General features: G+C 70.3%; 15 protein-coding genes. 6 read left to right on the top strand and 9 right to left on the bottom strand.

Annotated elements, in window-relative coordinates; all coding sequences use genetic code 11:
* The 5 genes from C7C46_RS30970 to C7C46_RS30950 all read right to left on the bottom strand — a co-directional run.
* Nucleotides 1-306, bottom strand: a 306-nt coding sequence (locus tag C7C46_RS30970; RefSeq protein ID WP_425470151.1) for a sigma factor, incomplete at its 3' end; no start/stop codon positions are given.
* Between the two features lie 21 nt (nucleotides 307-327).
* The gene (locus C7C46_RS30965) at nucleotides 328-903 is read right to left on the bottom strand and encodes a hypothetical protein (RefSeq protein WP_110673254.1); all 576 of its coding nucleotides are present in this window, start codon (nucleotides 901-903) and stop codon (nucleotides 328-330) included.
* A gap of 127 nt (nucleotides 904-1,030) precedes the next feature.
* Nucleotides 1,031-1,666, bottom strand: a complete 636-nt coding sequence (locus tag C7C46_RS30960; protein ID WP_110673253.1) for a vitamin K epoxide reductase family protein — start codon at nucleotides 1,664-1,666, stop codon at nucleotides 1,031-1,033.
* Nucleotides 1,663-2,481: a DsbA family protein gene (locus C7C46_RS30955; protein ID WP_110673252.1), complete on the bottom strand. Its 819-nt coding sequence runs from the start codon at nucleotides 2,479-2,481 to the stop codon at nucleotides 1,663-1,665. Before C7C46_RS30955 ends, C7C46_RS30960 begins: the two co-directional genes overlap by 4 nt.
* Nucleotides 2,482-2,587: 106 nt before the next feature.
* Nucleotides 2,588-3,235 (bottom strand): hypothetical protein, encoded by a 648-nt coding sequence (locus C7C46_RS30950; RefSeq protein ID WP_110673251.1) that lies wholly within the window; start codon nucleotides 3,233-3,235, stop codon nucleotides 2,588-2,590.
* Nucleotides 3,236-3,464: 229 nt separating this feature from the next.
* Here C7C46_RS30950 and C7C46_RS30945 point away from each other — a divergent pair, with 229 nt between their 5' ends.
* The 6 genes from C7C46_RS30945 to C7C46_RS30920 all read left to right on the top strand — a co-directional run bounded on the left by C7C46_RS30945 (nucleotide 3,465) and on the right by C7C46_RS30920 (nucleotide 8,982).
* Nucleotides 3,465-4,460: a lysylphosphatidylglycerol synthase transmembrane domain-containing protein gene (locus C7C46_RS30945; RefSeq protein WP_110673250.1), complete on the top strand. Its 996-nt coding sequence runs from the start codon at nucleotides 3,465-3,467 to the stop codon at nucleotides 4,458-4,460.
* A gap of 67 nt (nucleotides 4,461-4,527) precedes the next feature.
* Entirely contained in the window at nucleotides 4,528-5,970 is a 1,443-nt protein-coding gene (locus tag C7C46_RS30940) for a dihydrolipoyl dehydrogenase family protein (protein ID WP_110673249.1), read from the top strand.
* A 29-nt stretch (nucleotides 5,971-5,999) separates the two neighbouring features.
* Nucleotides 6,000-6,362 carry a thioredoxin family protein gene (locus tag C7C46_RS30935; protein WP_110673248.1) on the top strand — a complete coding sequence of 121 codons (363 nt, stop codon included), beginning with the start codon at nucleotides 6,000-6,002 and terminating at the stop codon, nucleotides 6,360-6,362.
* A 119-nt stretch (nucleotides 6,363-6,481) separates the two neighbouring features.
* On the top strand, nucleotides 6,482-6,904 hold the full coding sequence (locus tag C7C46_RS30930) for a hypothetical protein (protein ID WP_110673247.1): 423 nt from the start codon (nucleotides 6,482-6,484) through the stop codon (nucleotides 6,902-6,904).
* A 258-nt stretch (nucleotides 6,905-7,162) separates the two neighbouring features.
* The gene (locus C7C46_RS30925) at nucleotides 7,163-8,185 is read left to right on the top strand and encodes an isopenicillin N synthase family dioxygenase (RefSeq protein WP_110673246.1); all 1,023 of its coding nucleotides are present in this window, start codon (nucleotides 7,163-7,165) and stop codon (nucleotides 8,183-8,185) included.
* Nucleotides 8,186-8,268: 83 nt separating this feature from the next.
* Nucleotides 8,269-8,982 (top strand): MerR family transcriptional regulator, encoded by a 714-nt coding sequence (locus C7C46_RS30920; protein ID WP_110673245.1) that lies wholly within the window; start codon nucleotides 8,269-8,271, stop codon nucleotides 8,980-8,982.
* A 1-nt stretch (nucleotide 8,983) separates the two neighbouring features.
* On the opposite strand, the gene C7C46_RS30915 is transcribed toward C7C46_RS30920, so the two are convergent.
* The 4 genes from C7C46_RS30915 to C7C46_RS37770 form a co-directional block, all read right to left on the bottom strand.
* Nucleotides 8,984-9,376: a hypothetical protein gene (locus C7C46_RS30915; RefSeq protein WP_110673244.1), complete on the bottom strand. Its 393-nt coding sequence runs from the start codon at nucleotides 9,374-9,376 to the stop codon at nucleotides 8,984-8,986.
* Nucleotides 9,377-9,517: 141 nt separating this feature from the next.
* A complete protein-coding gene (locus C7C46_RS36955) occupies nucleotides 9,518-10,750 on the bottom strand; it encodes a glycosyl hydrolase family 28-related protein (protein ID WP_281278600.1) in 1,233 nt (410 codons plus the stop codon).
* Between the two features lie 430 nt (nucleotides 10,751-11,180).
* Nucleotides 11,181-11,783 carry an SMI1/KNR4 family protein gene (locus C7C46_RS30905; protein WP_146259281.1) on the bottom strand — a complete coding sequence of 201 codons (603 nt, stop codon included), beginning with the start codon at nucleotides 11,781-11,783 and terminating at the stop codon, nucleotides 11,181-11,183.
* Nucleotides 11,784-11,840: 57 nt separating this feature from the next.
* Nucleotides 11,841-12,410: a DNA/RNA non-specific endonuclease gene (locus C7C46_RS37770; protein WP_110673241.1), complete on the bottom strand. Its 570-nt coding sequence runs from the start codon at nucleotides 12,408-12,410 to the stop codon at nucleotides 11,841-11,843.
* Between the last annotated feature and the right edge of the window lie 329 nt (nucleotides 12,411-12,739).

Here is a 12,739-nt window from a genome sequence, read left to right as displayed (position 1 = left end):
GTCGGTCTCGGGCGGGCGGGCGGCGGCCCGGCGGTGGCCGTCGATCACGATCCGCCGGGCCACCGTCACCAGCCAGGGGCGCAGGGAACCCGCGTTCGGGTCCAGCTGGTCGGCATGCCGCCAGGCCCGGAGCAGGGTCTCCTGCACCACGTCCTCGGCCCGCTGCCGGTCGCCGCCGACCAGGTGCAGCACGAATCCGAGCAGCGGGCCCGCGTGGTCGCGGTAGAGCGCCCGCATCAGCTCCTCGTCCGTGCCGACCGCGTCGCCGTCACGTGCTTCGTCGGTCACTACTCCATCCTGGCGCACTCGCTCCTCCGGCCGTCAAATTCAGTACCCGCCGCCGCCGTTGGACGGCGAGGGCATCGGGGTCGAAGCCGTGACCCGGTCGCCACCGGGCGTCACCGTCCACCAGATGCCGCCGACGCCCTGGCCGTTGGTGTCGCCGGGCTTGCTGTCGGGGCTGTAGCGGTAGAGCGGCCAGCCGTTCAGGGTCAGCTGCTTGGTGCCGTCGGCCCGGGTGAGCGTGCCGATGGTGCCGCTGATGCCGGTGCCCGTGGGCGTGCCGGCGGGCGCGACGGCGGCCGGCCAGAGCGAGGCGCAGGAGTCGGTGCAGTGCGAGGTGGGCGGGGTCGCGGTGTCCTTGTCGAAGCGGTACAGGGTGAATCCGTTGCTGTCAGTGACGATCTGGCCCAGCTTGGCATCCGTCGTAACCTTCAGCACGGCCCCGCCGGGCACCGGCGTGCCCGGCTGCGAACTGCCCGGCTGCGAGCTGGCGGGCGCCGAGGGCGCACTGCTCACGCTCGCGGGCTGCCCGCTGGAGCCGCTGGACCCGCAGGCGGTGGCGAAGGCGAGGACGGCGGCTCCCGAGGCCGCCAGCATTCCGGCCCTGCGGATGGCTGACATGGCGTGCTCCTCGCTCCTGCGGCGCGGTCCCCGGCGGACCGCCTCATCCGTGGGTACGCAGCGCGGGGCGGCGCCGTTCAAACGGACCGCGCCCGGTTGTGCGCCCGAGCGCGGTCCGCACCGACGGCTACCCGAGGGTCTGCCAGTAGTACCAGAACCGGTTCAGCACCAGCAGCGCGATCACCCCGTACCAGAGCACCGGCACCGCCCAGTGGTAGCGGTCCAGCTCGCGCACCACCGCGGCCAGCCGCCCGGGCACCGGGAGCGCCCCGCTGCGCAGGTTGGCCAGCGTGGTGTACCAGAACAGCAGGATGGTCACCGCCCAGACGACCATGCAGTACGGGCACAGCGCCCCGATCGAGTACAGCGACTGCCAGATCAGCCAGTGCACCAGCACCACCCCGAGCAGCGCGCCGGCCTGCAGCCCCAGCCAGTACCAGCGCCGCCACACCGCGCCCGCCGCCAGCGCCGCGCCGGTGGCCAGCACCACCGCGAAGCCCACCAGCCCCAGCAGCGAGTTGGGGAACCCGAGGAGAGAGGCCTGCTCGGTGCGCATCACCGAGCCGCAGCTGATGACCGGGTTGATGTTGCAACTCGGCACGTAGTTCGGGTTCGCCAGCAGCCGCAGCTTGTCCACGGTCAGCAGCGCGGAGGCCGCCAGCCCCAGCGCGCCCGCCACGCCCAGCAGCCACCGGTAGCCCCGGGAGGACCCGAACCGCTCACCGGCCGAGGGCTGCACCACGGCCAGGCCCACCGCGGTCACGCCGCACCGACCTGTTGCTTGAAGTTGTCCGCGCTCACCGGGCCGTTGCCGTCGAACAGGGTCAGCTTCTTGCCGTCCAGCTTCATGGTCGGGGTACCGGTCACCCCGCTGTTGTTGAACGCCGCCGCCACCTTCTCGGCCCACGGCAGGTAGGTGCCGTTCTTCACCGCCTCGGTGAACGCCTCGGTCTTCAGCCCCGGCACCTGGCCCGCCAGGTCGAGGATCCGGTTGACGTCGCCGAAGCCGTCGCTGGTCTCCGCGGGCTGGTTGGCGTACAGCACGTCGTGGAACTTCTTGAACTCGTCCACACCCTGGTTGAGCGCCGCACCCGCCGCCGCCAGCGCGGTGATCGAGCCCCTGCCGCCCAGGTTGCTGTCCAGGAAGGCGGCCAGGTGGTACTCGATCTTGTACGTGCCGGCGTCGGCCAGCTGCTGCACGGTGGCGCCGTTGGCGGTCTCGAACTTCTGGCAGACCGGGCAGCGGAAGTCCTCGTAGACCGCCAGGGTGCGCGGCGCGTCCGGCTTGCCGTAGACCACCACGGTGCCGTCCCCGCCGGTGTTGGCGGGGGCCACCAGCGGCGCCTCCGGGGCGGGCTTGGCGGCGGCGGGGGTGCCCGGGCCGCCGTCGGCGTTGCTGATCGCCAGCGTCACGCCGCCGGCCAGCGCCAGCGCCGCGACGATCGAGACGCCGATCACCGCCCGCCGGCGCACCTGGCGGCTGCGCTGCTCGGCCAGCCGGGCCTGCTGCAGCCGCTCCCGGCGGGCGCTCTGCTGCTCCTCGTGGGTGGGGCGGGGGTTGTTGCCGTTGCTGCTCATCTGGAGAGTCCGAATCCGCGGCCGTCGGGGCCGCTCACGTCGCTGCGGGGTGGGCGTCGGCGGCGCATGCCCGCCCGGCCCCGCCACGACGACGCGTGACGGACCCTCAGCAGGCGAGCGCGAAGGAGGCCGGCGGACCCCGGCGGCGGTCCCGGGCGAGCGGGAGGTCCTCGGTGGGCGCGTGCTCCGGGCGCGGCTCGGGCAGCGGCGCACCCGGCGCGGGCCTGGTCGGCAGCGGCGCGAACAGCAGCAGCGCGCAGAGCGCGCCGGGCACCAGGCGGCCCAGCGCGGCGAGCAGTTCGGGCAGCCGGACCAGCGCCAGGTCGGCCAGCCGCAGGCAGAGCGCGCCGAGCAGGCTGACCGCCAGGTGGACCCCGAGCAGCACCAGCTCCAGCAGCCACGGCGCCGCGGCCGGCCCGCTCGCGCCGCCGCCCACCGAACCGCCGCCGCAGACCACCAGGTCCAGGCCGTGCGCGGGGTTCGGGTCGGGCCGGGCACAGGTCGCCTGGCCCAGGTTGAAGGTGGTGTTCAGCAGCAGCTCGACCGGCACCAGCGCCGCCGCGATCTGCACGAACCCGCGCTCGGCGCCGGCCAGCAGCACCGCCACCGCGAAGACGGCGGCCGCGGCCCCGGCCAGCACCGTGAGCGGCAGCGGCCGCCCGGTGACGCTGACCTGTCCCGCCGCCGCCAACGGCACTGCGAGCGCGGCGAAGAGCGCCGCGCGCAGGGTCCGGGTGGTTCGGCAGGAGGTCACGAGCCGGAGTATGGCACGCCCGGGCCGGGCAGCACGAGACGGCGGATTACGCGCTCCTTATCCCGCCGGCCCCATGTGCGGCTTGTGCCTTGTGCCCGTCCCCCCGCCCGCCTGCCCCGCCACCCCGGTGCCCCGGCGGCCTGGCCCGGACCCCCACCGAGCGCCCCAGGTCCGCTGCCCGTCGCCAAAGAGCAAGCAGAACGAAAGCCGGGCATGAAAGCATGCCCCGGTGACGAGGGGGATATCGCAGACCAGGCCCGGCCGTTGGCTCCGCCCGCGCACGGTGGTCACCGTGGTGGGCGCCGCGGCCTTCGCCGCCCTGCTCTGGGCGCAGGGCACCCAGCCGGGGGTGGATCCGGTCAAGCTGGTGCTCGCCGCCGACCCGGGCTGGATGGTGCTGGCCCTGCTCGCCTACGTCTCCAGCTACGCCGCCGCCACCATGGGCTTTCTCGGCTTCGTGCCGGAGCGGATCGGGACGGTCCGGGCCGCGCTGTCCCAGCTGGCCGGCTCCTTCGTCAAGCTGGTCGCACCCGGCGGGTTCGGCAGCGTGGCGCTCAACACCCGGCTGCTGCTCAAGGCCGGGATAGCGCCCGGGCCGGCCGCCTCCAGCGTCGGGGCCAGCCAGGTGGTCGGGTTCAGCCTGCACCTGCTGCAGCTCAGCTTCTTCCTCTGGCTCACCGGGTTCCGGCCGCCGCGCACCGACGCCTCGGGCGCCACCCAGCAGGGCCCGCAGGTGCTGGGCGACGTGCTGCTCTGGTGCGCGGTGGCGGCCGGCCTGCTGCTGCTGGCCGTGCTCGCGGTGCCCCGGCTGCGGAACTGGTCGCTGCGGCGGCTGCGGCCGCTCACCGAGGGCTCGCTGGTGCGCCTGCGCGAGCTGCTGCGGCACCCGCGGCACCTGGCCGTCGGGGTGCTCGGGCAGGTGCTGATCTCGATGACGCTGGTCACCACGCTCTACTTCTGCGTCCGCGCCACCGGCCAGCACCCCGCGTTCGCCGCCGTCGCGGTGGCACTGCTGCTGGGCAACACCATCGGCAACGCCGTCCCGACCCCGGCCGGCGTCGGCGGCGTGGAGGCGGCCACGGCCGCGCTGCTGGTGAGTACGGCGCAGCTCGGGTCCACCCCCGCGTTCGCCGCCGTGGTGCTCTACCGGTTGATCAGCCTGATCCTGCCGGTGCTGCCGGGGTGGGCGGCGTTCACCTACCTGCAGCGGCAGAAGGCGCTCTGAGGCGCCCACCCGCCGGTCACGTGCGAGGATGGCTGACTGACCGTCACCGCACGGAGGGACCTGCCGCATGACCACCGAGACCGAGTACGACGTCATCGTCCTGGGCGCCGGCCCGACCGGCGAGAACCTCGCCGACCGCACCCGGGCCGCCGGCCTGAGCACGGTGGTGGTGGAGAGCGAACTGGTCGGCGGCGAGTGCTCGTACTGGGCCTGCATGCCCAGCAAGGCGCTGCTGCGCCCCGGCGCCGCGCTGGCCGCCGCCCGGGCGCTGGCGGGCTCCCGCGAGGCCGTCACCGGTGGCCTGGACGCCCGGGCGGTGCTGGCCCGCCGCGACTCCTTCGCCTCGCACTGGAAGGACGACGGGCAGGTCGGCTGGCTGGACGGCATCGGCGCGGTGCTGGTCCGCGGCCAGGGCCGGCTGGCCGGCCCGCGCCGGGTCGAGGTCAGCACCCCTGACGGCGAACTGCTGGTGCTGACCGCCCGGCACGCCGTCGCCGTCTGCACCGGCACCCGGGCCGTGCTGCCCGAGGTCCCAGGTCTGGCCGAGGCCGAGCCGTGGACCAGCCGGGAGGCCACCAGTGCCCGGACCGTGCCGGCGAGCCTGCTGGTCGTCGGCGGCGGGGTGGTGGCCGTGGAGATGGCCGCCGCCTGGCAGTCGCTCGGCTCCCGGGTCACCCTGCTGGTCCGCGGGCAGGGGCTGCTGCCGCGCACCGAGCCGTTCGCGGGCGAGCTGGTCGCCGACGGGCTGCGCGCGGCCGGGGTCGACGTGCGGTTCGGCGTCGAGGTGGCGCGGGTGGACCGTTCCGGCGGCGAGGTGCGCGTCGAACTCACCGACGGCAGCACGCTGAACGCCGAGGAACTCCTCTACGCCACCGGGCGCGCCCCGCGCACCGACGACCTGGGCCTGTCCAGCGTCGGCCTCACCGACGGAGACTGGCTGGCGGTGGACGACACCTGCGCGGTCCGCGGGGTCGAGGGCGGCTGGCTGTTCGCCGCCGGGGACGTCAACCACCGCGCCCTCCTCACCCACCAGGGCAAGTACCAGGGCCGGATCGCCGGCGCCGCGATCGCCGCGCTGGCCCAGGGCCGGCCGCTGGACACCGCGGACTGGGGCGCGCACGTGGCCACCGCCGACCGCGCCGCGGTGCCGCAGGTGGTCTTCACCGAGCCCGAGGTGGCGGCGGTGGGGCTGAGCGCCGAGCAGGCCGAGCGGGCCGGGCACCGGACCGAGGTGGTGGACTACGACCTCGGCTCGGTGGCCGGCGCCTCGCTGCAGGCGGACGGGTACACCGGGCGGGCCCGGATGGTGGTCGACCAGGACCGCCGGGTGCTGCTCGGGGTCACCTTCGTCGGGCCGGGCGCGGGCGAGCTGCTGCAGGCGGCCACCGTCGCGATCACCGGCGAGGTCCCGATCGAGCGCCTGTGGCACGCGGTCCCGGCGTACCCGACGGTGAGCGAGATCTGGCTGCGGCTGCTGGAGACGTACCGGGACTCCGGCAGGTCGGAATAGTTGACCCTGCTACCGGGGTTGATCGCACCATGACTACCGTGGAACTCACCAAGGACAACTTCGACGAGGTCGTCACCAAGGACTCCTTCGTCCTCATCGACTTCTGGGCGTCCTGGTGCGGGCCCTGCACCCAGTTCGCCCCGGTCTACGACAAGGCCGCCGAGGCCCATCCGGACCTGGTCTTCGGCAAGGTGGACACCGAGGAGCAGCAGGAGCTCGCGGCCGCCTTCGGCATCAGCTCCATCCCGACCCTGGCGATCATCCGGGAGAACGTGCTGATCTTCGCCCAGCCCGGCGCCCTGCCCGCCCCCGTCCTGGAGGACGTGATCCAGCAGGCCAAGGGCCTGGACATGGACGAGGTGCGCGCGAAGATCACGGCCGAGCAGAACTGAACCAGCGTCTGTGCAGTCCCCGGCGCGGGAAGTCGACCTGATCGACTTCCCGCGCCGCTGCATTGGGGCTGCGAGCGCGCCGCACACGGAGCGTGACCGGCTGCTCCCACACTGGTCCCATGACCCGACTCCGCTCCGCTGCCGCGGCCCTCGCGCTCTCCGCCGCCGCCGTCCTGCCGATCGCCGCTCCGGCCCACGCCGAGAGCCGCGCCGAGGCCCAGGTGAACGCCTTCTTCGGCCAGTACCGGGACGCCGTGCTCGGCCAGAACCCCAACCAGGACCCGACGGATGTCCGCGAGGAGTTCATGACCTCCGAGCTCAACACCGAGCTCGACCAGTGGGCCGCCGACCACGACGCCGACCCGGTCTTCCGGGCCCAGAACGTCCCGTCCGGCTGGTCGGTGGCGTACGGGGGCAGCGGCGCGGGCCACAGCACGGTGATCCTCACCGAGTACTGGGCCGGCGGCGGGCACACCGACGTCTGGTACCAGGTCCGCCTGGACACCCTGCGGATCGACGGCCTGGAGGACGCGCCCCAGTAATTCCCACCCGGGCCGTCAGTTACCTCACAGCGCCGGCGTGCCTTACCCGACTAATCTGGTGAACGTGCTTGTACTCGTTCGCCGTCGCCACGTGGACCTGCTCCGCGTCACGAGCATGTCCTGTCGCCGCTCCCGCTGACCCTGTCTCCCCCTTCCAGGACCCCGGCCCCGGGGACGCGGCACCATCTCCGCCGTGTCCCCTCGCCGCCCGGCCACCATCGCCGGGCCCGCCGGACTGACCCCAGCGGATGTCACCCCATGTCGCAGCAGCACACCAGCACCGTCCCCACTCTCACCGCCCTCCCGGTCATCGACCTGTCGGCCGCCGACGGCACTCCGGAGGAGCAGGACGTCCTGCACGCGGAACTCCACCGCGCGGCCACCGAGGTCGGCTTCTTCCACCTGGTCGGCCACGGTGTCACCGCCGAGGAGACGGCCCGGCTCACCAGCGCGATGCACGCCTTCTTCGCCCTCCCCGAGGCCGACCGGCTGGCCCTCAGCAACCTCAACTCCCCGCACTTCCGCGGCTACACCCGCACCGGCGCCGAGCGCACCGGCGGGCGCAGCGACTGGCGGGACCAGTTGGACATCGGCCCCGAGCTCCCCGAGCACCGCCCCGACGACGGTGAGCCGGCCTACTGGTGGCTGGAGGGCCCGAACCAGTGGCCCGCCAACCTGCCCCAGCTGCGCGAGGCCGCGCTGCACTGGCTGGACCGGCTCGACGAGGTGGCCAGGCGCCTGCTGCACGAACTGCTCACCGCGATCGGCGCCCGCCCCGACTTCTACGACCCCGCCTTCGCCGGGCACCCCGCGCACCACCTCAAGCTGGTCCGCTACCCCGGCAGTTCACCCGAGGGCGGGACGCAGGGCGTGGGCGCGCACAAGGACTACGGGTTCCTCACCCTGCTCCTGACGGACGGCGTCCCCGGCCTCCAGGTCGAGCGCCCCGACGGCAGCTTCCTGGACGTACCGCCGATGCCCGGCGCCTTCGTGGTGAACCTGGGCGAGCTGCTCGAGGTCGCCACCGACGGCTACCTCAAGGCCACCAACCACCGAGTGGTCTCGCCCCCCGGTGCGCGCGAGCGGTACTCCGTCCCGTTCTTCTACAACCCGCGCCTGGACGCCCAGATCGCCCCGCTCGACTTCCCGCACGCGCACCACGCCCCGGGCGCGACGGCCGACCCGGCCAACCCGCTCTTCGCGGAGTTCGGCCGCAACGAGCTCAAGGGATACCAGCGCGCCCACCCCGAGGTGGCGCGGCGCTTCTACGCGATGTCCTAGCGTTCCCCTTCGGTTTTCCCCTCTCTCCCCGGTGGACCGGCACTGCTACTGTCACACCAGTACTGTCCCACCGGGGAGCCCTGATGCCCGCGCCCGTGCCGCTGCGCCTGACCGTCGACGAACTCGCCGCCCGCGCCGGTGTCACCGTGCGCACGCTGCGGTTCTACAGCGGCCGCGGTCTGCTCCCGCCGCCCGAGCTCGGGCCGCGCCGGGTCGGCTTCTACGGGCGGGGCCACCTCGACCGGCTCGAACTGATCGAGGAGCTCCAGCGCCAGGGCCTGACGCTGGCCGCGATCGAGCGCTACCTGTCCCAACTCCCGGAGGACATCGGCACGCTCGACCTGGCCATCCACCGCGCGCTGGTCGCCGCCTGGACCCCCGAGTCCGCCGAGGAGGCGGACGTCGACCAGCTCTCCCGCCGGGTCGGCCGCGAGCTCAGCCCCGCCGACCTGGACCGCCTGGTCGCCATGGGCGCCCTGCACCGCACCGACCGGCCCGAGGTGTTCCGGGTCGACCCCGGGCTACTCCCGCTCGGCGCCCGGATCCTGGACCTCCCGATCCCGCTGGAGACCATCCTGGCCACCCGCGCCGTGGTCCGCCTGCACAGCCAGGCCACCGCCCGCGACCTGCACCGCCTGTTCCGCGACACGGTCTGGAAGCCGATCCGCGAGAGCGAGCCGGACCCCGCCGAGCTGGACCGGATGCGCGAACTCACGGCGGAGATCGAACCCCTGCTGGCCCAGGCCCTGGTGACGGCCTTTCACCGCTCCCTGGCGGACCAGCTCCTGAGCGAGTGACTCACGACCCGCAGAGCTTCCCCACCTCGGCCGCCGCACTCAGCACCGGTCCCACATCCACCTGCTTGCCCGACGTGGCCGCGTCCTCGGCCCTGCTCACCGCGGTGTTGAGGTCGTCCAGCCGCTTCCCCAAGTCCCCCTTGTTCCCGCTCCCCTTGAGCTTCTCGGCGTCAGAGCCGACCTTCTTCAGCGCCTTGATCGTGTTCTGCCGCCGGCTCTCGTCGGTGATCTGGCCGACATTGGTCGCCGAGTCCTTCAGGTCCTGCACATCACCGGCGATGCTGATCGCTGTCTTCCCACAGTCCAGAGCCTGCTGCGCGGTCGGATCACACGCGACGGCCCCCGCTCCGGCCAACGCCAACACTAGAATCCCGTGCCTGAGCTTCACGAACATGCTTGGGCTCCTCCCCCTGAGACACCGCACTCCCACGTACCGTGCCCCGATCGCACCAGTAGGGGCGGGCAGGGGTAAACCCCTAACCACCCCCCTGGCCGACGCACCGTCAGCTTTCAGTCAATCGCCGCGCACCAGCGCCTAGTTCAGCGCCGCCCAGCGCCAACTCCCGTTCACCCGGACGTAGAGCCGATTGTCCGTCGTATCCACCGCCACCGTCCCGTCCAGCGGCGGATGCGTGAACGACGCGTCACTCACGACCCCGGCCACCAGCCGCAACGGCGGGTTCGGCGCGTTCTTGGCCGGCACCGCCCCGGACGCCTGGGCCCCCACCGTCCCCCACGACGCCTCCACCCGGAAGTCGCCGGCACTCGGCTCGTAGTAGATGTGCGGCCCGGCGGGCGCCGTCGCGTACTGCCCGATCACGTTCCGCACCACGGCGGTCGACCCGGGGCCGGAGTACAGGTCCACTCCGGCATTGACGGTCGCGACGCTCCCGTTGGCGATCAGCACGTTCTCCAGCGCGCTGAAGCTGGCCGCCCAGGCAACTATGTTCTGCGCCTTCTTGCTGGTGTACGTGCTCGCAAAGTTCCCCGCGTAGCAGTAGATATTGCTCGCGTACACGTGCCGACAGGAGGCATCCGTCTTGAGGTGCGGCCCGCCCTGCATCTGCGAGGTCTCGAACTTGCAGTCCGTCAAATAAATCCCATTGGGATTGTTCGCATTGTTGACCCCCGCCGTGACCCAGATCGCCCCGGTCCCGAACGCCTCCAGTCGGCACCCCACGAAGTGCAGCTGGTTGTTGTTGTCCCCGCTGTACCCGTACCCGGATGCCGCCGCCGAGTTGCGAAGGTAGACGTTCGGCTGACTCGTGCTGTCGGCCGTACCGCTGCACCCCTCGATCACCAGGTTGTAGTACCGGGAATCCCAGCACTCCACCGCATCAATGACCACGTCATTGTTGCTCGACATATACACATCACGGACGTACGTGTTGTCGTTGTAGTACAGCTCCAGCAGCAGCCCGGTCTTGTTGTTCCCGTTGAACCCCAGGCTCTCCACCGAGCAGTACCGCCGGTGGCTCGCCCCGCTCGGATCGGTGGCCGGCCCGGAGATCGCCAGCAGCGTCCCGTTCCCGCCCTTCACCAGCGTCGCGGCCTTGCTGCCCGCCCCGACGAGCTTGACCCCGTTCCCCTTCACCGCGAGCCCGAGCACCAGGTACTGCCCAGCGGGGAAGTACACCGTCCCGCCCCCGCCGGCCACCGCCGCATCGAGCGCCGCCTGCACCGCCACCGTGTCATCGGCGGCCCCGTCCCCCTTGGCGCCGTAGTCCCTGACGTTGAACCAGTCCGGCCCGGTAGCACTCCCGGCCACGGCCACCCCGGCCCCACCGGCCACCCCAACCCCAGCCAGCCCAGCCACCGCCCCGGCCATCAACGCCCTACGCCGCGTGGTCTCCCCCATGCCTGACTTCCCCTCAGTGCGCCTACATCTGACGCCTCGACATTCCAGGGCTACACAGAGAGCGTCAAGCCCATCCGTCCCGGCCAATGGAAGCCACCTGAGCAGCAGTGCGTTCCACCGGCACCAAAGCGCTCGCTAGGCTGGGTTGACCAGCCCATTCGACCGCTTAGAAATCCCGCGTCATCCCAGCGGGTGCCACTGAACTCCAAACTCAGCCAACACGATGGAGAGGCGATGACTCCCCTGACCTTCGAGACAACTCGCCAAGAAGCTCCGAGAGGGTCAGCCACTCAGTAAGCTGACAGACCCTCGTACAAGTTCGCGGCTAGAAAAAATCCCTTTAGGGGTTCGCCCACTCTTCCGGCTCCCCCGTGACCGGATCCAACCCGTCCTGGCGGCGCGAACGCTCTAGCCGCCAATGAACAAACCTCGGCCTTTCACATTGCCAGATGTCAGCAACACTGAGTGGACATTCATCAAACTCGCCAGCGAAAACCTTGCATAGAAATTCGACCATTCCACATTCATAGACGGTCCAATTTCCGCTCGCTCGATCCCATACAAGAACCGGCCAACGATCCGGATCCCCCGAATCACTCAGCCAACAAAGGAGATCCGAGCCAGAATCAACACCCCAACAAATGATCTGCTCAGCCGCCTCAATAGGACCCCCCGTGGCGCCGTCACCATAGAAGACACCTCGCGCATTCTCCGTCTCCTCCAGCATCCCTGAATCAGGAGCATCTGAAGACACCACGCCATCAGGTGCGAGGATCGCCAGGCAGTTCTCGATAGCACCCAGCCCATAGATTTCCATGAACCATCGATAGTCCGAAGGAAAAGCAGAATTCCAGATACGCTCAGCTGCTTCCCAGTTGGCATTCTCTCCCGCATCCTCATGCGGCTGCATCATGGAAATCATTCGAGATTCAGAAGGCTGCACGAGGGTCTCTCCCTTGACATGGAACCTGCATTTAGCTGCATGAACTGCCCAGTACCCTCAGGGCCTTGGCCGCACAGGTATCCGGAGACCAAAGTTATACCACCGGCCATCCTTTGGGCTATACAGCGAGTTCGGGACGATGTCACTCAGCGAGAATCCGGGATTTCCGGAAGCATCAGTTCCATACGCTGCAATGAAATATGCCACTGGGACGACTCGGGATCCCATGTAAATTGGCTCGACGTGATACCTAACAACCTCACCGGAATCGACAGCATTCCTCACTTGCTTCTCAAGCGAGTACATGTGATCGTCAATTCTTCCATCGCCTCGCACTGAGGCATTTGCCTGACGTGAGCACGTTGAAAGGTTCCGCAAATCTGATCCCGAACCGCTTAGCTGATGACCGAGAAGGTGACATGCATTAATCGATCTCTGCGGTACCAAGTTCTGGCCCGTCCCAAAATTTTGTGCCCACCTGTAGCCCGGTGGTTGATTGGATGCCGGCGAGCCATTATGGGTTTTCAAATAGTCCGAGTCCAAGCAAGCGTCAACCCCAGTAGCCCGACCACCATTACTTCCATCAGTATCTCCGTAGTCAACCCATCCACTGCCCCCCTCAGGCAAGACTTGCCGCCCTCGGAATTCTGCAAGCTATTTGAGAATCCAGAGGCGGAAAATGGAAACGGCAATTCCTGCGTCCGAATTGCGTCCGCTGACTTCTGATCAAGTTCGGCCGCGATGCCACTCTGAGTGTCTCCATCCTCTCCGAAATTATTCAGCGGATCCCCTGGCTGCGGTGGGGTCGCGCAGCTTCTACATGGGGCGGGCTTCGTATCGCGAGAGTTAGCTTTTGGACTTTCCTTCTTGCTGGCTGCTGTGGCCTCGTCACCCGGTGGCCACGACGCCCAAGGTGGGTGCCAAGGACTACTCCAGCCTCGATTCGTCAGCCGCGT

The organism is Streptomyces tateyamensis, assembly GCF_003205575.1.
GTDB classification, from domain to species: Bacteria; Actinomycetota; Actinomycetes; order Streptomycetales; family Streptomycetaceae; genus Kitasatospora; species Kitasatospora tateyamensis.
The sequence above is the reverse complement of the archived record's forward strand: the minus strand, read 5'-3'. Positions and strand labels throughout refer to the sequence as shown.

What these genes read in the sequence shown, in the direction of transcription:
- C7C46_RS30965 (WP_110673254.1), bottom strand. Translation starts at nt 903, where the DNA reads ATGTCAGCCATCCGCAGGGCCGGAATGCTGGCGGCCTCGGGAGCCGCC.
- C7C46_RS30955 (WP_110673252.1), bottom strand. Translation starts at nt 2,481, where the DNA reads ATGAGCAGCAACGGCAACAACCCCCGCCCCACCCACGAGGAGCAGCAG.
- C7C46_RS30940 (WP_110673249.1), top strand. Translation starts at nt 4,528, where the DNA reads ATGACCACCGAGACCGAGTACGACGTCATCGTCCTGGGCGCCGGCCCG.
- C7C46_RS30935 (WP_110673248.1), top strand. Translation starts at nt 6,000, where the DNA reads ATGACTACCGTGGAACTCACCAAGGACAACTTCGACGAGGTCGTCACC.
- C7C46_RS30930 (WP_110673247.1), top strand. Translation starts at nt 6,482, where the DNA reads ATGACCCGACTCCGCTCCGCTGCCGCGGCCCTCGCGCTCTCCGCCGCC.
- C7C46_RS30925 (WP_110673246.1), top strand. Translation starts at nt 7,163, where the DNA reads ATGTCGCAGCAGCACACCAGCACCGTCCCCACTCTCACCGCCCTCCCG.
- C7C46_RS30920 (WP_110673245.1), top strand. Translation starts at nt 8,269, where the DNA reads ATGCCCGCGCCCGTGCCGCTGCGCCTGACCGTCGACGAACTCGCCGCC.
- C7C46_RS30915 (WP_110673244.1), bottom strand. Translation starts at nt 9,376, where the DNA reads ATGTTCGTGAAGCTCAGGCACGGGATTCTAGTGTTGGCGTTGGCCGGA.